This is a genomic window from Clostridia bacterium, from assembly GCA_014360065.1.
Classification (GTDB): Bacteria; Bacillota; DSM-521; order Neomoorellales; family JACIYF01; genus JACIYF01.
Window position 1 is genome coordinate 25068 of the sequence record JACIYF010000010.1, and the last position, 21981, is coordinate 47048.

Here is a 21981-nt window from a genome sequence, read left to right on the forward strand (position 1 = left end):
ACAGGGCACCTTGGCCGGCCCGAGCTCCGCCCTCCTTGCTAGGGCACTCGGGCTAGGTACCCGCAGCCGCGGCCACCAGCCTCTCCACGCTAACTAGGTGTCTCCTCCACCATCCGCCCCCGGGAAGGCCCAAGGCTAAGCCTACCAACTCGGTTAGATAGAATACCGGTAAGGCGGAGCTTAGGCCCGGAACCTGCTTTTGGCGCGAGTCCAAATTGCTTTGACACAAGGGACAGGCGGTCACTATGGCTAACGCTCCGGCCCGGCGGGCGGCGGCAACGATGCGCCCCACCAGCTCTTCCACCAGCCCAGGATTGGATATGGCCAAGCTGGCTCCGCAACATTCAGTCTTATGGGTCCACGGCAAAGCTTTAGCCCCTAGAACTGCCAAGATTTCATCCATAAGCCGAGGTTGTTCGGGATTGGCTTCAAAGCTAACTACCCGCGGTGGTCGAGTCAAGAGACAACCATAATAAGCCACCACCGGTAAGCCATCCAGTGGCCGGAGAATCCGCCGCGAGAGGCGATCTTTGATTTCTGGTTGAGCCAGGAGATCGACGATATGATATACCTTGACTTTTCCCTGGTAGGTTTCGCCCATGACCGCCTGCATTTCTTCCTGGAGGCGTTGAGCCAGGCCTGAGCTCGCGTCCCCAACTCCCAGCGCCGCCTGAGCCGACCGGAGAGCATGGTAGCAAGCAGCACAGGGAGCTAGTAGGTCCCGTCCCTCTCTTTGGGCCAGGATGAGGTTGCGCAAAGGCAAAGCATAGGCCAAAAATGGATCCAGGGCGTGGCCAGAACTGGCCCCGCAGCAATTCCAGTCTTCCAATTCTGTCAACTCTACTCCCAAAGCGGCGCTAATGGCCCGGGTGGACAGAGAGAATTCAGCTGCGGTGGAGTGCAGCGAACACCCTGGATAATAAGCTAACCCCCTCGAGAGCTCTCCTTGAGTCTCAGCTCTAGATGGCGTCCTAGCGCTAAGGCTGCTGGCAGTCAAAGCTTCTTCATCTCCTTGGCCTGGCAGTTGGATAAACGGCCTGACCCCTTTTCATTGGCGGGCAAGGCGACCTGCTTATGGTAGAGCGGCCGGCCCGCCAGGTGGCTTTAGGCGGCTACGCTTAAACAATTCCTTGATCTCCCCCCGCCCGCGTATCCGTTGGGGCCAAATCCGGAGCTTTCCCCGGCGCAACATGGCCAGCCCTAAAGACACATCCTGCCAAAGGTTGCGAGTTTTGAGCTTATAGGTAAGCAGCATGAAAAGCTCGTTTACCCTACCGCTGCCGCGAATAGAATCCAGGAAAGTCTGGTGGAAGGTGGCCACTGCCTGGGATTGGCCGTCCAAGGCGGGTTTTTGGGCCAAGGCCCTAACCTTTAGGGCATCGTTCAGGGCAGAGATATCAATCCCATTGGGGCACCTGGACTTGCAGGTCTGGCAACCGGTGCAATTCCAAATGCTTTGGCTGGACAAAAGCTCTGATCCCAACCCTAGCTGGAGGTAACGGATAATCTGGTGGGGCAAAATATCCATGGAGAAAGCCACCGGGCAGCCACCGCTGCACTTACGGCACTGGTAGCAGCGCCAAAACGGCTGGCCGGTCTGGGCTTCAACCCAACTGGCAAGAGACAACAGGGATCCAGACCCTACTCCCGGCGTTATCTTTTCTGGCGTCGCCGGTGAGGAGGTAATTGCGGTCGCCATCCCCTCACCTCCAGGTTCTCTAGGAACTCTACATGGTCGATTTATTCTTTTATTGAGATTATAATTTCGCTATCAATGCGTCAATACCTTCTCGCTTGTAATTTTAAGATTCTGATTTTGCTGGCAAGCATTTCTTATTATACTATGCAGGCAGAAGGGTAAGTGCACAGCCATTCATAGCCAGCCGTGGGCGGTAAGCCAGTCCAGCATATCTTGAAACACCTTGCCCTTACCTGGATCGTTAAATAGCTCGTGATAGTAGCCTGGGTATATCCGTAGGCTCTTATCGGGGTTCTTCACCCGATTGTACACCGCCACCGTCTGGTTCCGGGTCCACCAACAGGTCCGCATCGCCTTGCAAGAACAGGCTCGGCACCGCTAGATCGGCCGCCTTTTGACTGGCTTGTTGCATGGCCCGCTGGAACTGTACCAACACTATCGCCAGCACGGGTTTCTCTGGGACCCAACCTTGATAGTAGATCCGCAGCCCTCCCTGGCCAAGAAAGAAGCCAGAACTATGATGCAACTTTTCCACCACCGTCTCCTCCCCCTTTCTGTCCCTACCCATATTAACTACTTACCCCGCCTAGCTATAGCTATGCATTCCCCCGGCACCTGCGAAACCAGCCATCTAGCCCCCTACCGTTTATCCTACTGCCTGACCTGACAATTCCCGCTCTCATGGAGCGGCAAAGCTCCTTTCTCTAGTCCTCTCTATCATATGCCACCGCCCATCCAAGATCAATCGGTACCAGCACTGGCGTATCACCACTTTTCAGCCTGCTTTGGCTTACGCTCGCTCGGGTTTAGTCGCTCGGCTTTCAAGCCAGAGCAGGCCTCCCCAGCGAAACTACGGATAACCCAGGTACAAGCACTGGCATATCCCCTCGGGCAAATGACTGCAAACTGGGAAAACTCGGAGACAACTATGTTAGAATACGGTGAGTAGCGCTTAAGGCTGGAGGCAGATAAAGGCTATGTCCGAACCGGTAGCTCTGGAAGTCGACCATTTGTCTAAACGTTATGGGAAGAGTATGGTTTTAAGGGCAATTACCTTTCGAGTTGCAGTGGGAGAAGCGGTAGCCATCCTCGGCCCCAACGGCTCTGGGAAGACCACTTTGCTTCGTTGCCTAGCTGGGTTGCTCCGCCCCAACCATGGGAGGATTAGGGTTTTCGGCTACGACCTCCACCAAGAAGAGCTTAAGGCCAAGCAGGCGTTAGCTTTCGTTCCCGACACTCCCAGCCCTTTCCAAGAGTTGACGGTCTTTGAACACCTGAAGTTCGTAGCCCTGGCCTGCGGCCTAGACCAGGCTGACTTTAAGAGTAAGGCCCAGCGCCTGCTCGAGCTCTACGGACTCGACCAGCACCAGGCCTTGCCTTTTCAGTTATCCCGAGGTATGGCCCAGAAATTGGCAATCTGCTGCGCTTTGATCCGCCCCTGGAAGCTTATGCTCCTGGACGAACCAACCGCCAACCTGGACCGCCAGGCTTTTGACATATTAAAAGCCACTTTGGCCGAGGCCGCTGGCCAAGGCAAATCGGTTCTTCTTTCTACCCACCAGGCAGCTCTAGCCGAAGAAGTATGCACTCGCTTTTTGATCCTATCTGGGGGAGAAATCAAGTTTTCCGGAAGTGCCAGAGAGCTGCGGAGGGCTGCTGGCGTGGGCCCAGAGGTAGACCTGGGAGTAGCCTACAGGGCGCTCCTAACTGAGCCCCAGCAATATGAAGATGATAACGATTCCGGGGAGGAATAGTCCTTATGGCTGATTCCACGATAAAAGCCTTAGCCTTCCGGGAAAAAATGCGCTGGCGGGAGCGCTGGCATTGGTTTGAAACTTTAGTAGGGCAAGATCCTAGCGACCATAGCCTTCTATCTACCGTTTATCTCATTTATGTGGCTCTCATCCTTACCGGCGTGCTGATGGTGGCCCTGGTGCTCTTTTTTGGCACCTTGCGCCTCTATGCCGGCCAAGTGTCGCTACCACCGGCAAACTTGATGTCCATCCTCTGGCTGGGCGGCTGCGGAACCCTTTCCTGCCACCTTTACCGCTCAGCAACCAGCCCAGCTTTTACCTTGTCCAGCTCCGAGCTTTACTTGGCTGCACCCGGTCCTTTTTCCCTGTCCACCTACGCAGTAGCCAGGCTGATCCTGGATTGGTTGCGCTACGGCTGGGTTATCTGGCTAGCCGGCATCGGGTTAGCAACGGTTACCGGCACCATGGGAGGGTGGTTTACTACCGCCCGGGCGGTTGGGGCTGGCACCACCCTTGGCCTAGCTCATTTAGTATTGTATACCTGGTCCCGGCTGCTAAACCTTCCCCGCCTCAAGCAAGGATCTGCCCCGGTAGCTCCTAGGATCTTAGTTTGGCTACCCCTAGCGCTCAGCCTGGCTGGCTTCTACCCGCCCTGGACCAACTATATTTATTCGACCCTAAGAATCCTAGTCTGGCCCTTGGCAGCGGCTGTGGTCACCATGCTCTACCCACCCGCTGGTTGGGCCGCCATGGCCATGCGGCTGGGAGCGCTGTTGGCTTTGTTCCTGACCTCTTCTTGGCTTACCCACAGGCTGTACAGGCGCTTGCCCTTGGCTTGGGTAGCTGAAGAAAGCTGGATGGCCGCTGCCGTAGCTCAAATCCGCCAGTGGCACAATCGGGCCGCAGCCACCGAACTTCTGAGCGCTTACCGCCTGTCCCGCAAAAACCTGGCCTGGTCGCACCGTTTTCTGGGCGGGCGGGGTGCCTGGGCCCTGCTGGCCAAAACTGTGCTGGTACGTTGGCGGCGAGGCTGGATCTCCGGGCTCATACAAGGGCTGTATTTCAGCGGGCTATTGATTTCCCTGGCAACCGTGGGAATGGTCCAACCCCAAAATTTGCCGCTAATTCTCTTAGCAACCTTGGTACTGGGCGGGCAAATGCTCACCGGGCCCTTTAAAGGTGATATTGGCCATGAGGAATACCTTTTTGGTCTGCCCATCCGGGCCAGATGGGCCATTCTGGCTGAGCTTGCTCTTCCCTACCTATCCGTGCTCATTTGGGCTTGGCCCTTGAGTTTGGTTCTAACCCGGGCCCAATTTGGGCTTGCCCATTCGGGAACATGGGCGGGGGCCATGCCGGCCTTAAGCTTGGCCTTGCCAGGTTTGCTGGCCATCTTGGCCCTGGCCTGGGCGCTGGATCTGCTTTTAAACCAAAACGGAGTGGAGTTCTGGCGGCTGGCCTTACCCTCAGGCGGAGCCGGCACCATCCTAACAGGTGGGTCCTGGTTTCTCATCTATACCGTTGCCACCACCCTAAGCCGGGCCGGCTACCCTGAACTTCTGACCGGCACCATATCCTTAGCCTTGGCGGGGGGAATAAGCGGGGTTCTTCTTAAATATTGCATCCAGCTTTACCGGTCGGGAAGTACTGAATAATATGAAAACGCTGCTCCAGGACCTTTAAGCTACGAGGAGCCTAAGGGCTACCAAAAGACCAAGGCCAGGGAGGCCTCCTAGGCCGGCGATAGCGGTAGTGACCAGGTTCAGGGGCAAAAACAGACTGAGTCCCAAAGCGGCCCCCAACAGGTCAAACCCTCCGACCAGTATGGCTCCATAGAGGAGAACTCTAAGGGCGCGAAATACCCAGCGCCGATAAATGTAGAGCAGTTGTCCCAAGATGTAGACCAAAATCAAGACCAGGGCCACACCAAATACTGCCTGCGCCATGCCCTATCACCCTTTAACCTTTCTCCCTTTGCCCTGTCCTGATACCAACTGCAAAGCTTATCCTTTGCCACCGGGGTCATGCACCTAGGGCTGCCGCTTCAACCAATCCAGGCTGAACCATTTGCCCAAACCTGCTTTGGTGCCCTCAGAGCTAACTACTGGGCGCGACCACCCCGAAACCCCTTCCTCTCGCGCCCGGCGCAATAGGTGCATATAACGCCGCTCGGCTGCTTCCATTTGGTAAATGGCAAAATCAATTAATTCCGGCTCGGTAACTTCCCGGAACAGCATTTTGGCCGCCTCCCAATCCTGCTTGGCCCGGCTAATGGCCTCCACCAGGGAAAACGGCTCTTCCTCGCCAAAAAATTCTTGAGCCATCATAATTCCCACCTCACCCGCCCCTAGGCCCAACCCCAAAAAGCTATTGGCCCTGCGGAGTAACCTTGGTAGATCTTATGATGGCCTCGTCCAAAAATTTCCTAATTCTATAGTTCCCGGCGACCGGCTAATGCCCTGGCAATGGTAACCGCATCGGTGTACTCCAAGTCGCCACCTATAGGCAGACCATGGGCTAAGCGGCTTACCTTGGGGCCTAAGGGTTTTAAGAGCTTGGCCAAGTACATGGCGGTGGCCTCCCCCTCCACCGTGGGGTTAGTGGCCAGCACTACCTCTTGGACCTGCCCCTGGGCGATGCGGTCCAACAATTCCTTGATTCTAAGCTCCTCGGGTCCAATCCCGTCCATGGGAGAAATGGCCCCTTGCAAGACGTGGTAGACCCCCTTGAACTCCCGGCTCCGCTCCAAAGCAGCCAGATCCTGAGAATCCTCCACCACGCAGATGACGCCATGATCCCGGCGGGGATCAGCGCAGATGCGGCAGGGGTCAACGTCAGTCAGATCCCCACAAATGGAGCAGTACTTCACCTCTTCCCGAGCAGCAATAATTGCTCGCGCCAAGGACCGGGCCTCCTCAACTGGGATCTTGAGAAGATAGAAGGCCAGCCGCTGGGCGGTTTTTGGTCCTACCCCGGGAAGCTTATTGAGTTCGTTAATTAGCCTTTCAATTGGACCCGCAAAACTAGACATGTTGTATCGAGCACTCCCAAACGCCGTCAAGGTGAAACCTTAAGCCAGGATCTAAAAGCCGGGCAGGTTGAGGTTGAGCCCACCGGTAATCTTGGCCATCTCCTTAGTCACCATCTCTTGGGCCTGCCGCAAAGCTTCATTGACTGCTGCTACCACCAAATCCTGGAGCATCTCCACATCTTCGGGGTCCACCGCCTCCGGTTGAATGGTGATGGAAACCAATTCTTGCTTACCGTTGACCACCGCCTTTACCACCCCGCCCCCAGCAGTAGCTTCCACCTGCCTTTGGGCTAGCTCCTCCTGGAGCTTGGCAATCTGGGCCTGCATCTTCTGGACCTGCTTCATCATTTTGCCCATGTTCATACCCATGCCAACCATACCTCCCCTTATGAAATACGATGCTTCCGCAACATTTGCCATGCCAGGGCGCTGGCGCTGGCGAAAGACTGGCCTCGCCAGCGATCCGTATGGCTCCCCCTCGCCCTTCGGCGGGGTTCCCGGCCAATTCGACATCCTGTCTCAAGAGGCCGGCCTCGGACGTCCTGTCCTCGGCCCCGCCTCCGGTCTCGGTCTCGCCAACGGCTCGCAAGGCTCGCCCAAAGTCGCCTTACGCCAGCATCCCCGGCCATTTTCATACTTCTTTCGGATGCACCTGAAATACCATCTACTTCCATGTGCTGGCCCGCTAATCCTCCGCTCCGTAATCCTTCGCGTGGTACCGCCCACAGAGCACGGGTTTTATGGCTTTTCTGCAGGTTTCCACCCTTTGGGCGGCCATGAGACTATGGTACCGCCAAAAATCCTCTGGGCCTCTTCCAACCAAATATCCTCCAAGTTGCGCTGGGAAGCGCCGCTCCGAAGAGGTCTGGGGCTAGGAGCGGAAGCTTCGGCCAAGCGTTCAAATGCAAACTGCTTTGGAACCGTCTTCTCCCCCCACACCCGGGACCAGGCTTGCCGCCAAGCTAAATGAAAGTCTTTGTCCTCCAGCCATTTCTCGGCCAGGGCACCCCCGCCACGATAGCCAATCCGGCAGAGATCAGGACTATAATCCAACGGCTCACTGCCCTCTAAAATCGCGATCAACCCCCGCCGCAGCTTGGCATCTTGTTCCAGGATGGCAATCAGCTCCGGCCACTTGGACCTTAGATCTTCAACTCCTTGCGGCAACTGGTAAGCCCCAGCTAGGGGGTAGGCTGCAGCCTCAGCGCCAGTTTGAGCCTCAGCTTCAGTCTCATCTTCGGCTGCAGCCAAAGGCCAAGCCGCTACTGCAGTTGCAGCGTCCCGGGGAGCGGCCGCGGTTGGCTCAGCGCTCACCCCCGAGCCCGAGGCAGCAGCCGCTGTTTCCTCACGACCTATCATGGCTGGCGGTGGTGCCGGAACGGTGCCCGTCGCCGCCCGGACTTTTGGTTTAGCTTGGGTTTCGGCCCGCTCCCCAGGCGGACCACCGGCCTTGTCGCCACCGTCTTGACGCAGCCCCGAACGGGCCAACAGCCGCTCCAAAGCCTCCACCCGCTTCTCCAGATCCCGAATGCGGTTAAACAGCTCTAAGGATCCCCCCTGGGTCCCCATCTCCGGCGAGGGTCGACAACAGGCGGTCAGCGCCACTTCCAAAATCACCTGGGGCTGGGCGGACCAGCGCATCTCGCTTTCGGCGGCGCTAACCGAGCGCATAATGGCGATTATACGATCGGGGGTAAAGAGCCGGGCCTGCTCCCGAAAGGCACCGGGTGATCCGCCCCTCCTTTTGTCGGTCAAATTGAGCTGCAATAGAAAGCGAAAGTAGCTAACGATGTCCTTGGCCATTTGGCGGGGATCCTTGCCCGCTTCGGCAGCTTCGTCCAGGACCTCCAACACCCTGGCCCCATCCCCCTCGGCCAGGGCTTGGCCCAAAGCCAAAAGCCTCTCTTCATCTAGCATCCCCAAGACTTCGGTTACTTGCTTTTCGTCTAGAGCCTCCCCCGACCCACCGCCCACGTAGGCTAAGCACTGGTCCAGCATGCTCAACCCATCCCGTAGACTGCCCCCCGCCGCTCGCGCCAGGACCTTCAAAGCGCCATCAGTTACCTTGACGCCGCTGGCCAAGGCTACGTCCTTCAAGCGGGAACGGATAGCGCCGAACCCCAAGCGGCGAAAATCAAAGCGCTGGCAGCGCGAGAGAATGGTGGCGGGAACCTTATGGGGCTCAGTAGTGGCCAATACAAAGATCACGTGCTGGGGAGGTTCCTCCAGGGTCTTGAGAAAAGCGTTGAAAGCTTCGGTAGTCAGCATATGCACTTCGTCGATGATATAAACCTTGAACCGCTCTTGGGCCGGAGCCAAGCGCACTTTTTCTCTCAGGTCCCGCATCTCATCGATGCCGCGGTTGGAAGCCGCGTCAATCTCAATTACATCCATGGAAGCGCCATCGTTAATGCGCCGGCAAGAAGGGCACTGGTTGCAAGGTTCTCCGCCCTTCGGTGCATGGCAGTTGACGCTCTTAGCTAGGATACGGGCAGTGCTAGTTTTCCCGGTTCCCCGGGGGCCGCAAAAGATGTACCCGTGGGCCACTTTCCCCTGGGCTAAGGCATTTTTTAAGGTACGGCTAATGTGTTCCTGGCCCACCAATTGGCTAAAAGTTTGGGGCCGCCAGCTACGGTAAAGGGCAGTATAGCTCATGTGCACACCTCGCAAGCCAGCCTCGCAGCCTTTTAGCGGCCGGCTGCTTGTACCTAAATTATACATAAAGCGGGGAACTCCCCGCTTGATAAAGATTTCTCAAGTAAAACTTGACCGTGCACCCGTCTCCGAATATAGACTTCCAGGCGTTACCCGGGCAGTTGGCTCCGGCCAGGCGCTCCTACGGCGCCCGAAGCTTGCCACTTACCGCTGCTTCCTCCCGGACCTGACGGGGTTCATGGGGCTTCGCCGCGTAGGACCCAGCCATCTTCACTACTTACCCGAGGCAGACCCTACAAGCCATACCCTCGGACGGGAATTCGACCCCGCTATAGCGGGTTGCGGGTTACAGGGCACCGCTACCTCCCCGTCTAGCACGGCCAAAAATAAAAGGCGGAGAGAGTGGGATTCGAACCCACGAGGCAGGGTTTAACCCGCCTACTCGCTCTCCAGGCGAGCGCCTTCGACCAACTCAGCCATCTCTCCGTCTGGTCTACCTACTTAACAATATACCAAAAACAATTACTTAACACAACCGGGTATTGGCCTAGCGCATCCCCACTTTTCAGCCCGCTTTGGCTTACGCTGGCTCCGGAAACCCTCGCGGGCCAAACTAGCGCTCAGTTCTCAAGCTCCGGCGGACTTCCCGGCTTACCACCCTGAGTCGGGCGGAGAGAGTGGGATTCGAACCCACGAGGCAGGGTTTAACCCGCCTACTCGATTTCGAGTCGAGCGCTTTCAACCGGACTCAGCCATCTCTCCGCTCTTATTGTAGCATCCTTTTGGCCAGTTGTCACACGTTTTTAACCGATCGCGAGGGTTCTGACCGCAAGCCCCTGTCTCGCAAGTGGGCAAAGAACTGGTCCATCAGCCCCTGGCACTCCTCTTCGCATATGCCGCCGATCACTTCCATGCGGTGGTTCAGGGCCGGGCTCTGTACCAGGTTAAGCACCGAGCCGGCCGCTCCAGCCTTGGGATCCATGGCCCCAAACACCAGCACCGGCACCCGGGCTTGGACTAGGGCACCAGCGCACATGGGGCATGGCTCCAGGGTGACATACATGGTAGTATCGGAGAGGCGCCATCTGCCCAGGATCATTGCCGCTCGCTTCAGAGCCAGGATCTCCGCATGGGCGGTAGGGTCCTTGATGGTCTCCCTCAGGTTATAAGCTCGGGCAAGAATGTCGTCTCCAGAGACTAATATGGCTCCGACTGGAACTTCCCCTAGCGCTAGCGCCCTTTCCGCTTCCAGCAGAGCCTGTTTCATAAAGTACTCATGATTCAATCGCTTCACTCGCGGTCCCTGATCTACAAAGCATCTTACTTAAAAGGGGTGCGCCCGAGAGGACTCGAACCTAATCTGCTCCCAAAAGTGATCCCCATCAAAAAACCAGCTTCGCTGCTAAAAGCATGACCAAACCGGGAGCCCTGCCGGAGCAATAGTTATAATACCACGCCAGCGCGGGCAGCGCAAGAGAATTTGATGCCTGGGGCAGCCGGCGAATCCCAACCGGTGGGCCGCCTTCTTCCTGGGGGCAGCCCTGGCGCTCCCGGTCGTCGAGCCAAGCGAGCAGGCTCGCGCGCCAGAGTCTAACTTGATGCTGGTCCCTTCGAGCAGCTTCTGGATGCGGTTAGCCTCCCGGGACTCTTCCTCAATGAGGCTCCGGCGGTAGCGCAAAAGTTCCCTTAATTTCCGCTGCGCACGCGATGGGACAAAGCTACCACGCAGCAACCCATGCCGCAAAAGGTCAGCGATCCACTCGTCCTTGACTTCGGTCTTGCGCCCCAGAACGGTATCGCCCTCTGGCAGTTAGGTGAGTCCGCCGCAGGATCCGCCTAGAACCTCACGACCACGCGGCAGGCCTTGGCCCCGCGCAGCATGCAGGCCTCCTCGCGCCAGGACAGCGGCCTGCCGTCGTACCGCAGCCCTATGCCCTCGATCAGGCCCTTCAGCAGCGGGCAGAGCTTCCTCTCGCTGCGGTAGACGACCACCAGTTCGTTGCCCCGGTCTTCGTACTCGAACCGCGGGGGCGCGGCGCCCGGCAGGGTCTTGGTGGCCTGGACATGGACCGAGTCCATCTTCAGCAGGAAATCCCTAGCATCCCTGGCATTCTTATAATATGCCGCGTAGGTCTTTTGCACTAATGGTGATTCCGCCACGAAGTAGCGGCCGAAATCGGCCAGCACCTCCTCAGGCTTCTTGCCAGAAAGCTCGGCCAGCGCCCCCACGGCCGCCGCCACTTTCTGGTCGGGGTAGTCGGAAGTGGCGAGCGGCGCCGTCAGCCCGGTCGCCCTCCTGAAGGCTTCCCTTCCCCCGTCGCCGTGCCGGTTGCCGGCGTACTCCTTGAGCACGGAAAAGATAATGCCTTTCATCTTCACCCTTCCCCCTCCTGAAGTTTGTCAAAACTGTCCTTTGGCCCAGGTCCCGGCAGCCTTATGCCTGGCCCTCCAGGTTGTCCACGGACTTGCGCCCTTCCCTACAGCCGCCGCGATCTCCACGCGGCTGGAGCCCCAGACCAGCATGAAGACCGCCCGGCCCTCGATCCCCGTGAACCTTTTTGGGATTTTACCCAGTTTTACCCAGGGTCTACCTGGCTAACACCGCGTCCTCCAGGCCTGGGAACCCGCCGGAGAGGACATCGGCAATCCTCAGATCCCCGTTTTCCTGCTCCCGAACCGGAGCCTCGAGCAGGCACTCCTTACTCCCTAATCACCCGAGGTACGGAAAATCGAGCTTTCCCGTTTGCAACTTCTGATACACAGTCTCAACAGCTCGCCTTACTTCGGGAGACACCGGCAAACCAAAGGCAACTACCGCAGGCTGGATACCGACAAAATAGACTTCCGGAACTAGTTGTTTCAAGGCTGAGATGAAGAATGACAAAGGTAACCGATGGGTGGACAAAATAAACTCACAAGCAATATCACTTTCACAAAGGAGCCGTATGCTCCCGGCCTGCAAGTTCATTTCGCAAGCATCTACTACCACCACCGCTTCTGGTTTAAGATCGCGCACTTGGTGCAGGCAATTCTCCGGCACCGACCCGCCGTTAATTACCTCCCAGCCGGGGAGGCATTTTTGTTCTAGGAGTCGGGCCAGCAACGGGCCGGCTCCATCATCGCCCATCAGCTCGTTGCCCACAGTAATCACTAGCCCCTTCACTTAGCCTCACCACCAGGTATATGGCCGGTTCTTTTCCTATGGCTTGGAGAAGCTGGAGCAGGCAGCCGTAGAAGTAGTGGAAGGTATGGAATTCGACCGGGGTTATGTTTCTCCTTACTTTGTGACCAACCCCGAAGCCATGGAATGTGAACTAGAGGAGCCTTACATCCTTATCCACGAGAAGAAGATCTCGGCCATCAATGACCTTCTCCCCTTGCTAGAGAAGGTAGTCCGCACCGGTAAGCCGCTCCTCATCATTGCGGAAGATGTGGAAGGCGAAGCCCTGGCCACGCTAGTCGTGAACAAGCTCCGGGGTACCTTAGCTTGCGCGGCTGTCAAAGCCCCTGGGTTCGGCGATCGCCGGAAGGCCATGATGGAGGATATCGCAATACTCACTGGCGGTACCTTCATCTCCGAGGACCTGGGTGTTAAGCTGGAGAACGTAGAGCTAAATATGCTCGGCCGGGCCAAGAAGGTCAAGATCGGCAAAGAGAAGACCACTATCGTGGAAGGTTATGGCAGCAAAGATGCGGTGGCTGGCCGCATAGCCCAGATCAAGAAACAGATCGAAGAGACAGATTCTGACTATGATCGGGAGAAGCTGCAGGAGCGCCTGGCCAAGCTCGCCGGTGGTGTGGCCGTAATTAAAGTAGGTGCAGCTACAGAAACCGAGCTCAAAGAGAAGAAACACCGTGTCGAGGATGCCCTGGCAGCTACCCGGGCTGCGGTAGAAGAGGGTATCGTCCTTGGCGGCGGTGCCACACTAGTGCACTGTATCCCGGTGTTGGACACCCTCAAGGCCGAGGGCGACGAGGCTGTGGGGATCAAGATCGTTAAGAGGGCGCTGGAAGAACCCCTGCGGCAGATCTGCGCCAACGCAGGGCTTGAAGGTTCTGTTATCGTGGACCGGATGCCCCGACGGGTATCCTCCTTTACTTTTTTCTTTTTTCACGGCGTAAGTTTATGGCGCCGGCTTAAGTATTAGGGTGCGCTGTGTTCTAAAGTTAGAACACTTAGTTTAAAAAGTTAGAACACTTGGCTTTAAGGCTTGCTTAAGAAAACTTTTTCGCCGCCGGCTGCTAAATTCATCCACTTCAGTATAAAGTAAGGCGCCGGTGGGGCAGGCCTTTACACAGGCAGGGATCCCTTCCTCGTCCAGGCATTCCCGGTCGCATTTCAAAGCTTTAAACCCTTCTTCATCGCTTTTTATTGCGCCGTAAGGGCAAACCATGACGCACATCCAACACCCGATACATTCTTGTTCTCCGCCCATATTAGTCACTGTGCCGTCCTCTTTCCTGTACATGGCCCCGGCAATGCAGGCATCGATACAAGGTGCGTCCTGGCAGTGGCGGCAGTTTAAGGGGAACTTTATCTTTCCTGCTTGGTGTACGAATACGCGACCTTGGGGTCTTTCACCTGCCAATACCGCCTTAAAGATATCGCCTTCCCGGGAATGGGCCACAGCACAAGCTAGCTTGCAGGATAGACAGCCCAGGCACCGGTCAAAGTTGGTCAGTACTTCTTTTGGCATTTTCTTTGCCCCCTATATCCCTATACTGTACTGTGAGTATTTTCTTTCTAGGAGTTTACAGCAACGCCGCGGCCCTTAAGCGCTCTACCGGCCTCCCATTTAACACCAGGCCACCTACTTGGCCTTCCAATAGCTGGTGACGCAAACTCCAGGCCGGACGGCCTGATTTTATAAGAGCAGTGTAGATACCCGCGCCCTCAACTTTTCCGGCTAAGATAAAGCCCACCAGCCAGTCGCCCTCAAAGACTAGCCGACGGTAAGAGAGGTTTAAAGGGTCATACTTGGACAGCACCTCTGGCCCTTCTAGCTGTCCCACGGAGATGACACCTAAAGTCCCAAAACGGACGCTGTTAAGCCGGGTAAGGGGAAGGGGATAAGGGCGTAAGATCCCCAGCATATTGGCCGCAGCATACCGGCCTTGCTCAGAGGCCAGGGTCCAAAGGGCAGAATTTACTTTTTCCCTGGTTAACCGGTCGGTTACCTGGATACAGTCTCCTGCCGCGTAAACATTCTCGAGCGAGGTTTTCAGGTAGCTGTCTACCGCTATCCCTCGCTCCACTCTGCCACCGGCTTTCTCTACCAGTTCGGTATTGGGGCGCACCCCCTTACCTATTACAGCCAAATCAGCGGGTAGCTCACGGCCGTCCTTTAATACGACGCCCTTAAGGTGGCCGTAAGAGTCGGTGGCAAAGGAAGTTACTTGGCAATTATAAATAAACTCAATACCTAGCTGGGATAGTTCCGCTTCTACCAAGCTTGCTGCTTCGTTATCCAACTGGCGGCTTAAAAGGCGAGAACTAGTTATTAACACTGTAACCTGCGGGACACCGGCCTTTTTCAAGGCGTAAGCAGCCTTAAGCCCCACTAACCCCCCGCCAGCTACTATGGCCCTTTTAATACCGGGAGTAAGAGCCAGGATCTTTTGCGCATCATCCAAGTTGCGCAAAGTAAAAACGCCTTGGGCTTCTTCGTTGGGGACTCCCAGGCCCACCGGGCTAGCTCCGGTAGCTACTAAAAGGTAATCGTAGGCGAGTTCGCGGCCATCTTCCAGGACTATCCTTTTTTCCCGGGGCTTTAACTCAACTGCTGCTAAGCCGGAGAAAACCTCTACGCCCAGTTTATGGTAAATACCTGACGGGCGAATACGTAAAGAGTTTTCTGTCTTATGTCCTGCTATCAGGTCAGGTAAAAGGCAGCGGGAATAGGGTTCTCCCGGATCCCGGGTGACTAGGCTAATCTTCGCCTTTGGCCCGCCCAAGGAGCGCAAGGTTTCTAGAGCAGCTATTCCTGCTGCACTACTGCCTATCACTACATAGCGCAAGCTGTCCCACCTCCTCAAGGTTCTATCTCCCGAATTTTTTGATAGAATTTTAGCAAAAAGCGTGCCAAAGGGGGAAGGCCGCCAGAGCTAGGCGGCCTAAGGACTCTATATATCAATTTAGGTTTACACGTCACGTTAAAAAGAGTTGACATTATTTTTTAAGCAGCCCATGCGGGACATTTTAGCCTAAAGGGCTTCTCCAAGTAAATTTTTCCAAATTAGGGCCCTAAATAGTGCTGCGGGTATAGGTTTAAACAGGTTAAAGAGTTAGTGGCCTGCGATTTTCATACGCGAAAAATGTTAACCTAAGAAGGAACATAGGTTTACAATAGAGAATAATATATCCCATAGAATAATACCCCAGGAGAGGAACAGATTTGGTTTGTTTTCTAGAAAAAGAACTAGAGCTACTAAAGGAAAGCCATCTTTATCGCCAGTTACCCGGACCCCTGGAGGGGCCCGCTGGCTCCAGAACAGGCATAAACGGGCAGGAAGTGCTGCTCTTTTCCTCCAACAATTACCTGGGCCTGGCTCATCACCCCCGGGTTAAGGCTGCGGCCGTAGAGGCCGTGGAAAGGTGGGGGACGGGAAGCGGAGGTTCTCGCCTGACCGCCGGAAATTTTATTTTACACCGCCAGTTGGAGGAGCGCATTGCCCGGTTTAAGGGCACAGAAGATGCCGTTGTGTTTAGTTCTGGTTACCTGGCCAACCTGGGAGCGATTTCGGCCCTGGTGGGTCGGGGAGACCTGGTGTTAAGCGACGAGCTAAACCATGCCAGCATAATCGACGGGTGCCGCTTAAGCCGGGCCACGGTTAAGGTTTTCCGCCATAGGGACGTAGCCCATGCAAGGGATATTCTCTTGGCGGAACGCAACTCATACCGCAGGTGCCTTATCGTTACCGACGGAGTTTTTAGTATGGACGGGGATATAGCTCCCTTGCCCCACCTGTTGCAGTTGGCCGAGGAGTTCCAGGCCCTTCTCATGGTGGACGATGCCCATGCTACCGGGGTTTTGGGCAAGAGGGGGGCAGGAACGGTGGAACATTTTGGTCTGGAAGGCCGGAGCATCATCCAAATGGGCACTTTAAGCAAGGCCTTAGGCAGTGAGGGCGGGTACGTAACTGGCGATACCCTTTTAATTGATTACCTGCGCAACCGCGCCCGCAGCTTTATCTTTTCCACCGCTCCTTCCCCGCCGGTAGTTGCTGCGGCCCTGGCGGCCCTGGACGTCCTGGAAGAAGAACCGCACCTTATCGACCAGCTTCACGCCAACGTCGGCCAGCTTTACAGGGGCTTAAAAGAAATGGGCTTTGAGGTGTTGCCTACGGAAACAGCCATTATTCCCCTGATGGTAGGGGAAGCCCGCCGGGCTCTGGCCCTTTCGGCAGCCCTGGCGGAAAAGGGCGTGTTTGTGCCGGCCATTCGCCCGCCTACAGTGCCGGAAGGCACCAGCCGTTTAAGGATTACCGTCATGGCCACCCACAAACCGGAAGATATTCAAAGGGCCCTGGAGGCCTTCCTGGGGGCCGGAAAAAGGGTGGGCCTCATTTAAAAATAATTGTTCTACTGGTTGCCGCCTGGCCCGGGATACTCTATACGGCTTTAACGGCCTGGCCTTTAACCAGACTTATGGCCAAGGCTAAGGAGCAAATTGAGGGAGGGACTTCTTTTGGAGGAAGCGGTATATAGCGTCCGCATGAGGGCTGCCCGGGGAGCTCCCCACGAAAAAGGAGGGCAACACATATCGGGGGCGGAAAGGATTGTTTCCTCGCAGCAGGTGGCCTCCACCGTCCAGCAAATGCTTTCTCGGGCCAAGAACCATGCCCTGGGAGAACCTGATTTTATAAATATCAGCATCGAGCGCTTGAAAGCTTCTAAGATAAAGCAGATTACCGCTCTGCCGCTGGTAACGGTAAAAGCCAGTGATCACGAGCAGGCGCTCTTCTGTGCCCGCCAGCTTCTTTTGGTCAACGGGGTGCAAGGGCAGGTTATAGAAGAGGCTATAAGGCTACTCGCCCGGGGGCCTGCGCCTGGCGGAGGGAACATGAGAGGGGCGGTGATTATGGAGGCCCAAAGAGGCCAGCGTCTGGAACCCGACCCTTGGCGGGGAGTGCGTGTCTCCCGCCTGGATTATACTCCCCAGGCGGCTAAGGAGTTATCGCGCCTGCTGGGGCCGCTGGGGTTAGATCATTTCCGGGTCAAGGAAGCCCTGGCCCTGGCCTCCAAGGTTATCTGGGCCGGGACCCTGGCCGAAATATGCTGTTCGGACGACCCCCATTATACCACCGGTTATGTTTCCTCCCGGCGCTTGGGCTATGTGCGCATTCCCTATTTGAAGCACCCTTCCTTTAAAGGAGGGCGGGTATTCTTTGTCCATCTCCAGGAAGTAAATCTTACGGAATACATAGCCAGGCTCCAGGAGGAACCGGTTTTGATAGCTCAGATCAGCGCCGTGCAAGGAGCAACAGACCTTATGACAATACTGGAGGAGAAATACCCATGGACTATGCCAGAAAGGGCTACTTCGTAACCGGAACAGATACCGGAGTAGGAAAAACAGTAGTTACCGCTGGTCTAGTGGGCGTTCTCCGCCACCAGGGCATTGACGCCGTGGCCCTCAAACCGGTGCAGACCGGGGCGGCTGTTAGAAACGGGGAACTAGTACCCGAAGATGCGTTCTTTTACCGCCTGGCAGCTGGCCTTACCCAGCCCCTTGACCAATTAAACCTTTACCGCTTTGCCCCGGCGTTATCTCCTCACCTGGCGGCCAAACTTTGTGGGGAAAAGGTTGAGCCCCAAAAATTAATAGATTTTTGCCGGCGGGCCCTTCTGCGCCACCAGTTAACCGTCATCGAAGGGGCAGGGGGCTTGTGTGTGCCCCTCTCTGGCCCTGACTTTACTGTGGCCCATCTGGCCCGGGAACTTTCCTTGCCCTTAATTGTGGTGGCTAGAATCGGCTTGGGAACCATTAACCATACGGTGCTCACGGTGGCTTACGCCCAAAGCCTTGGGCTAGAAGTGGCAGGGATAGTTTTTAATAACTTAAAGCAGCAGGAATTAGGTCCCGCTGAAAGGGACAACCCCGAAGTTATTGCCCGGATGACCGGCGTGCCGGTGCTGGGTATCCTGCCCCACCTTACGGGGGTGAGCGTGGAAGGCGGGGTCGCGGAAGGACTTTTGGAAGCGGTGGAGGAATCCGTTTCCTGGCGTCAGTTGATTCCCTGGCTTAAACCTTAAGCATAGACGATGGGGAGGTGCTTAAGTTGAATAGCTACGATCCCTCGCTTCTAGAACAATGGGACAAGCAGTACGTTTGGCATCCCTTTACCCAAATGCAGCAATACCTTCGGGAAAAACCCGTGATCATCAAGCAGGGAGAAGGCAGCTACCTCATTGATGTGGAGGGGAACCGCTATTTGGACGGTGTATCCTCCCTCTGGGTTACCCTCCACGGCCACTGCCATCCGGAGTTAAACCGGGCCATCAAGGAGCAGTTGGATCGTATTGCCCACTCCACCCTTTTAGGCCTGGCCAATGTACCCTCTATCTTGCTGGCCCAAAAATTGGTGGAAATTACCCCACCAGGGTTAAATAAAGTCTTTTACTCCGATAACGGGGCCACAGCGGTGGAAATTGCCCTCAAAATAGCCTTTCAGTACTGGCAACAAAAGGATGGCGGTCGCTATCGTAGAAAAACCAAGTTCATCTCTTTTGTTAACGCCTACCACGGAGACACTATTGGCTCCGTAAGCGTCGGGGGCATACCTCTTTTCCACGGCATTTTCAAGCCCCTACTTTTTGAGTGCTTGCACGCCCCGGCACCATTTTGTTACCGGTGCCCCTTGGGCCTGGAAAGAGAAAGCTGTGGGATGGCTTGCCTTAACCAGCTGGAAGGGTTGCTGGAAAAGCACCGGGAGGAGGTCGCTGCCCTCATCATCGAGCCTTTAGTCCAGGGGGCGGCGGGCATGATCACCGCTCCAGACGGTTTCCTTCGCCGGGTGCGGGAGTTGTGCTCAAAGTACAACGTCCTGCTCATTGCCGATGAGGTGGCGGTGGGTTTTGGCCGCACGGGCCGTCTCTTCGCCTGCGAGCACGAAGACGTAACTCCCGACTTAATGTGTCTGGCCAAGGGGATCACGGGAGGATACCTTCCCCTGGCTGCCACCCTGGCCACCGACGAGATCTACGAGGCCTTTTTGGGCGAGCCGGAGGAATGTAAGACCTTTTACCACGGACACACCTACACGGGCAACCCCCTAGCCTGCGCTGCCGCCCTGGCCAGCATTGAGCTCTTTGAAAAAACAGACCTGCTGGCTTCCTTACAACCTAAGATCGATCTTTTACGCCGGGGTCTGGAGAACTTTCGGGATTTACCCCACGTAGGAGATATCCGCCAGCGAGGTATGATGGTAGGTATTGAGCTGGTGGTGGATAAAGATACCAAGGAGCCTTATGCTATGAAGGAGCAGATAGGTCACCGGGTTATCCTGGAGGCCCGTGGGAGAGGGCTCATCCTTCGTCCCTTGGGCAATGTCATTGTCCTCATGCCCGTGCTGTCCATGTCTAACGAAGAGCTAAACCGGGTTCTAGAGATTACCTATGAATCTATAGCCGTAGTAACCGGTAAATGAGCGGAGGGGTAGGTATATGGGGAAGAATCTAATGTGGGAGAAGATCAGAGAAAAGGTCCTTTTGGGAGAAGGCTTATCCCGGGAAGAAGCGTATTACCTGGCTGGATGGCCACAGGAAAAATGGGGGGACCTTCTTTATCTTTCTCGCCAAGTCCGGGAACGTTTCGGAGGCAGGGAGGTGGAGCTGTGCGCCATCATCAACGCCCGTTCGGGCTTGTGCAGCGAGGATTGCTGTTTTTGCGCCCAGTCTTCCCGTTATAAAACTGGCGTGGAGGTGTACCCCCTCATTGATGCGCCCAAAGCCCTGGAAAAGGCCCGGCGCATAGAAGCCCTTGGAGTGAAACGTTTTGCCCTGGTTACCAGCGGTAAGGGCCTTGGGGAAAGGGACTTTAAGAAGGTGCTGGAAATATACCGGGTCCTGCGGGCCGAGACGCGCCTTGAGCTGTGCGCTTCCCTGGGTATCATTGACGAAGGGAAGGCCCGGCGTTTGAAGGAGGTAGGGGTCACCACCTACCACCATAACCTGGAAACCGGCCGGAGCTACTTCCCCCAGATCTGTACCACCCATACCTTTGAAGAAAGGGTGGCTACTATCCGGGCGGCCCGGGCCGCGGGGTTAAATGTATGCTCCGGCGGGATCATCGGGCTGGGGGAAACTATGGCCCATAGGCTGGAAATGATCTTTGAGCTACGGGAACTGGGAGTACGGTCGGTGCCGGTCAATATCTTAAACCCCATTCCCGGCACACCCTTGGCCGATCAAGAGCGCCTCCCGGTGGAGGAGATCCTCAAAACCCTGGCTCTTTTCCGCCTCATCATTCCCCAGGCCGTTTTCCGCCTCTGCGGTGGGCGGGAGCCAGGGCTGGGAGAGAAGCAAAAGGAAGCCTTGGCGGTGGCTATAAACGGTTTGATGGTGGGCAACTATCTTACCACCCGGGGCAACGAGATCCGGGAAGATCTGGACATGATTGCCGCGGCGGGGTTGAGGGTGGGCTGAGGCGGAGAACCTGTCAGGTTGACAGTTAGTCTTTGGGATAGAGGCTTTCGGTTTAGCTGAGCTATCTCTTCGGTTGGCCTGAAGAATTTGGGGAGCCAGTATTACTTTCCTCGATATTCCCTCCGCTCTTTTTTAAAACGTTCAAACTATACCCCTTCTGCCACAAATAGAAAGAAGCCATTAAGATTAAAATTACGATAGCATTTACTCCCAATTCACCGAAATAAATAAACGGGTCCACTTTCTCCGTGGATTTTTGGGCTTCAACATAGAGCATCTGCCGGATACTTGATACCACGCCGAGATGGACAAAGGGGATGATACTGACATCCTGGGTTTTTAGAAACCTGATGATGGTCCATAGTACCTCTCTTATAATCAGTATGAGGAGCGAGTTGCTGATAAGGGTAAGCATAGTAACCATGGAAAACTTTTTAATTTCGATAAGTGACTGAAAAGAGATCCCCACTGCCGCTATAATGAGCAGGAGCGCTGCTAAAATATGAATTATATGTTCTGCCACCATTAATAATCGAGTAATGACTGTGGCGGTATCCTTCCAGGGTGATCCCTTCAAGGGTAATCCCTCCCAGGGTTCATTCGCCCTCATAGAAATCAATATAAAGCTCTCTTCCTTGATCTATAGAAACCCTCCTCGACCCGCAGGAAGGGCACATAATATACCAGTTATCCAGAACAACTTCCGCCAGGCAATCCTGGCAATGTCCCCGCCCGGGCCTTTCCTCTATCTCCAATTGGGCTCCCTCAAACAACGGTCCTTCTTTAAGCGCGTAAAAAGAAAACTCCAGGGCAGACGGTAAAACCGAGGTCATGGCCCCTATCACCAGCTTAACTTTCCGTATGCGCTTTATATCTTTCTGTTGGGCATCGCGTTTCAATAGCTTTAATAACTCAGCCGTAAGGGACAGTTCATGCATCCTATCCCTCTCCTTAATCACCAGAGGCCAGATCAAGCTTTCCCGTTTGTAACTTTAAAGAACCTGTAGCAGGTAGCCGCCTTTTTTACTCTCCAGATTTTCCCGCCCAGGCTCCACGATCCGCCATAGGATTCCGCCTAGAACCTCACGACCACGCGGCAGGCCTTGGCCCCGCGCAGCATGCAGGCCTCCTCGCGCCAGGACAGCGGCCTGCCGTCGTACCGCAGCCCTATGCCCTCGATCAGGCCCTTCAGCAG

22 protein-coding genes, 2 tRNA genes, 1 other RNA gene and 2 pseudogenes are annotated in these 21981 nt (G+C 55.8%); 8 read left to right on the forward strand and 19 right to left on the reverse strand.

The features are described from left to right. Positions 1-52: 52 nt before the first annotated feature. The 3 genes from H5U02_03140 to H5U02_03150 all read right to left on the reverse strand — a co-directional run bounded on the left by H5U02_03140 (position 53) and on the right by H5U02_03150 (position 2267). Complete coding sequence (locus tag H5U02_03140; protein ID MBC7341438.1) at positions 53-997, reverse strand: CoB--CoM heterodisulfide reductase iron-sulfur subunit B family protein; 945 nt, start codon at positions 995-997, stop codon at positions 53-55. Positions 998-1072: 75 nt separating this feature from the next. Then, positions 1073-1699: a 4Fe-4S dicluster domain-containing protein gene (locus H5U02_03145; GenBank protein ID MBC7341439.1), complete on the reverse strand. Its 627-nt coding sequence runs from the start codon at positions 1697-1699 to the stop codon at positions 1073-1075. Positions 1700-1982: 283 nt separating this feature from the next. Further along, positions 1983-2267: a hypothetical protein gene (locus tag H5U02_03150; GenBank protein ID MBC7341440.1), complete on the reverse strand. Its 285-nt coding sequence runs from the start codon at positions 2265-2267 to the stop codon at positions 1983-1985. Positions 2268-2676: 409 nt separating this feature from the next. On the opposite strand from H5U02_03150, the gene ccmA reads away from it, so the two are divergent. Further along, positions 2677-3453 (forward strand): heme ABC exporter ATP-binding protein CcmA, encoded by a 777-nt coding sequence (gene ccmA / locus H5U02_03155; protein ID MBC7341441.1) that lies wholly within the window; start codon positions 2677-2679, stop codon positions 3451-3453. A gap of 5 nt (positions 3454-3458) precedes the next feature. Continuing rightward, positions 3459-5108 (forward strand): hypothetical protein, encoded by a 1650-nt coding sequence (locus H5U02_03160; protein ID MBC7341442.1) that lies wholly within the window; start codon positions 3459-3461, stop codon positions 5106-5108. A 24-nt stretch (positions 5109-5132) separates the two neighbouring features. On the opposite strand, the gene H5U02_03165 is transcribed toward H5U02_03160, so the two are convergent. The 12 genes and pseudogenes from H5U02_03165 to hycI all read right to left on the reverse strand — a co-directional run bounded on the left by H5U02_03165 (position 5133) and on the right by hycI (position 12302). Continuing rightward, positions 5133-5399: a pro-sigmaK processing inhibitor BofA family protein gene (locus tag H5U02_03165; protein ID MBC7341443.1), complete on the reverse strand. Its 267-nt coding sequence runs from the start codon at positions 5397-5399 to the stop codon at positions 5133-5135. A gap of 84 nt (positions 5400-5483) precedes the next feature. After that, positions 5484-5789, reverse strand: coding sequence for a YaaL family protein (locus H5U02_03170; GenBank protein ID MBC7341444.1), 306 nt, complete (start codon positions 5787-5789; stop codon positions 5484-5486). Between the two features lie 95 nt (positions 5790-5884). After that, the gene (gene recR / locus H5U02_03175; GenBank protein ID MBC7341445.1) at positions 5885-6484 is read right to left on the reverse strand and encodes a recombination protein RecR; all 600 of its coding nucleotides are present in this window, start codon (positions 6482-6484) and stop codon (positions 5885-5887) included. A gap of 51 nt (positions 6485-6535) precedes the next feature. Continuing rightward, positions 6536-6853, reverse strand: a complete 318-nt coding sequence (locus H5U02_03180; GenBank protein MBC7341446.1) for a YbaB/EbfC family nucleoid-associated protein — start codon at positions 6851-6853, stop codon at positions 6536-6538. Positions 6854-7222: 369 nt separating this feature from the next. After that, on the reverse strand, positions 7223-9139 hold the full coding sequence (dnaX, locus tag H5U02_03185; GenBank protein ID MBC7341447.1) for a DNA polymerase III subunit gamma/tau: 1917 nt from the start codon (positions 9137-9139) through the stop codon (positions 7223-7225). 114 nt (positions 9140-9253) lie between these two features. Next, positions 9254-9519, reverse strand: an RNA gene (ffs, locus tag H5U02_03190) — signal recognition particle sRNA large type. A gap of 14 nt (positions 9520-9533) precedes the next feature. Next, positions 9534-9625, reverse strand: a tRNA-Ser gene (locus H5U02_03195). Between the two features lie 183 nt (positions 9626-9808). After that, positions 9809-9901 (reverse strand) — tRNA-Ser (locus tag H5U02_03200). 31 nt (positions 9902-9932) lie between these two features. Next, entirely contained in the window at positions 9933-10406 is a 474-nt protein-coding gene (locus H5U02_03205; GenBank protein ID MBC7341448.1) for a nucleoside deaminase, read from the reverse strand. 324 nt (positions 10407-10730) lie between these two features. After that, positions 10731-10925, reverse strand: a pseudogene (locus H5U02_03210) (transposase). 50 nt (positions 10926-10975) lie between these two features. Then, positions 10976-11518, reverse strand: a complete 543-nt coding sequence (locus H5U02_03215) for a heme NO-binding domain-containing protein (protein ID MBC7341449.1) — start codon at positions 11516-11518, stop codon at positions 10976-10978. Between the two features lie 331 nt (positions 11519-11849). Further along, the gene (gene hycI / locus H5U02_03220) at positions 11850-12302 is read right to left on the reverse strand and encodes a hydrogenase maturation peptidase HycI (GenBank protein ID MBC7341450.1); all 453 of its coding nucleotides are present in this window, start codon (positions 12300-12302) and stop codon (positions 11850-11852) included. A 67-nt stretch (positions 12303-12369) separates the two neighbouring features. Between hycI and groEL the strand changes: the two are divergent. Then, positions 12370-13215 (forward strand): annotated as a pseudogene (gene groEL, locus H5U02_03225) (chaperonin GroEL). Positions 13216-13320: 105 nt separating this feature from the next. Here the strand turns inward: groEL and H5U02_03230 are convergent. Together H5U02_03230 and H5U02_03235 are read right to left on the reverse strand one after the other, a co-directional pair. Continuing rightward, the gene (locus H5U02_03230) at positions 13321-13836 is read right to left on the reverse strand and encodes a 4Fe-4S dicluster domain-containing protein (GenBank protein ID MBC7341451.1); all 516 of its coding nucleotides are present in this window, start codon (positions 13834-13836) and stop codon (positions 13321-13323) included. A 55-nt stretch (positions 13837-13891) separates the two neighbouring features. Continuing rightward, positions 13892-15157, reverse strand: a complete 1266-nt coding sequence (locus H5U02_03235) for an NAD(P)/FAD-dependent oxidoreductase (GenBank protein ID MBC7341452.1) — start codon at positions 15155-15157, stop codon at positions 13892-13894. A gap of 377 nt (positions 15158-15534) precedes the next feature. On the opposite strand from H5U02_03235, the gene bioF reads away from it, so the two are divergent. From bioF to bioB, 5 genes are all read left to right on the forward strand, one after another. Beyond that, entirely contained in the window at positions 15535-16710 is a 1176-nt protein-coding gene (gene bioF, locus H5U02_03240; GenBank protein MBC7341453.1) for an 8-amino-7-oxononanoate synthase, read from the forward strand. A 117-nt stretch (positions 16711-16827) separates the two neighbouring features. Then, positions 16828-17688, forward strand: coding sequence for a 6-carboxyhexanoate--CoA ligase (locus H5U02_03245; protein MBC7341454.1), 861 nt, complete (start codon positions 16828-16830; stop codon positions 17686-17688). Further along, positions 17658-18395 (forward strand): dethiobiotin synthase, encoded by a 738-nt coding sequence (gene bioD, locus H5U02_03250; GenBank protein MBC7341455.1) that lies wholly within the window; start codon positions 17658-17660, stop codon positions 18393-18395. The genes H5U02_03245 and bioD overlap by 31 nt, the downstream gene beginning before the upstream one ends. A gap of 26 nt (positions 18396-18421) precedes the next feature. Continuing rightward, the gene (gene bioA, locus H5U02_03255; protein ID MBC7341456.1) at positions 18422-19789 is read left to right on the forward strand and encodes an adenosylmethionine--8-amino-7-oxononanoate transaminase; all 1368 of its coding nucleotides are present in this window, start codon (positions 18422-18424) and stop codon (positions 19787-19789) included. A gap of 31 nt (positions 19790-19820) precedes the next feature. Continuing rightward, positions 19821-20786 (forward strand): biotin synthase BioB, encoded by a 966-nt coding sequence (bioB, locus tag H5U02_03260; GenBank protein MBC7341457.1) that lies wholly within the window; start codon positions 19821-19823, stop codon positions 20784-20786. Positions 20787-20847: 61 nt separating this feature from the next. Here bioB and H5U02_03265 read toward each other — a convergent pair whose 3' ends face one another. Together H5U02_03265 and hypA are read right to left on the reverse strand one after the other, a co-directional pair. Then, positions 20848-21363 (reverse strand): hypothetical protein, encoded by a 516-nt coding sequence (locus tag H5U02_03265; protein MBC7341458.1) that lies wholly within the window; start codon positions 21361-21363, stop codon positions 20848-20850. Positions 21364-21382: 19 nt separating this feature from the next. Beyond that, entirely contained in the window at positions 21383-21724 is a 342-nt protein-coding gene (gene hypA / locus H5U02_03270; GenBank protein MBC7341459.1) for a hydrogenase maturation nickel metallochaperone HypA, read from the reverse strand. Positions 21725-21981 lie beyond the last annotated feature (257 nt).

Bases quoted from the DNA above. Each gene is read 5' to 3' on its own strand.
- H5U02_03145 (MBC7341439.1), bottom strand. From the start codon at position 1,699: ATGGCGACCGCAATTACCTCCTCACCGGCGACGCCAGAAAAGATAACG.
- H5U02_03150 (MBC7341440.1), bottom strand. From the start codon at position 2,267: ATGGGTAGGGACAGAAAGGGGGAGGAGACGGTGGTGGAAAAGTTGCAT.
- ccmA (MBC7341441.1), top strand. From the start codon at position 2,677: ATGTCCGAACCGGTAGCTCTGGAAGTCGACCATTTGTCTAAACGTTAT.
- H5U02_03160 (MBC7341442.1), top strand. From the start codon at position 3,459: ATGGCTGATTCCACGATAAAAGCCTTAGCCTTCCGGGAAAAAATGCGC.
- H5U02_03165 (MBC7341443.1), bottom strand. From the start codon at position 5,399: ATGGCGCAGGCAGTATTTGGTGTGGCCCTGGTCTTGATTTTGGTCTAC.
- recR (MBC7341445.1), bottom strand. From the start codon at position 6,484: ATGTCTAGTTTTGCGGGTCCAATTGAAAGGCTAATTAACGAACTCAAT.
- H5U02_03180 (MBC7341446.1), bottom strand. From the start codon at position 6,853: ATGGGTATGAACATGGGCAAAATGATGAAGCAGGTCCAGAAGATGCAG.
- dnaX (MBC7341447.1), bottom strand. From the start codon at position 9,139: ATGAGCTATACTGCCCTTTACCGTAGCTGGCGGCCCCAAACTTTTAGC.
- H5U02_03205 (MBC7341448.1), bottom strand. From the start codon at position 10,406: ATGAAACAGGCTCTGCTGGAAGCGGAAAGGGCGCTAGCGCTAGGGGAA.
- H5U02_03230 (MBC7341451.1), bottom strand. From the start codon at position 13,836: ATGCCAAAAGAAGTACTGACCAACTTTGACCGGTGCCTGGGCTGTCTA.
- bioD (MBC7341455.1), top strand. From the start codon at position 17,658: ATGGACTATGCCAGAAAGGGCTACTTCGTAACCGGAACAGATACCGGA.
- bioB (MBC7341457.1), top strand. From the start codon at position 19,821: ATGTGGGAGAAGATCAGAGAAAAGGTCCTTTTGGGAGAAGGCTTATCC.
- hypA (MBC7341459.1), bottom strand. From the start codon at position 21,724: ATGCATGAACTGTCCCTTACGGCTGAGTTATTAAAGCTATTGAAACGC.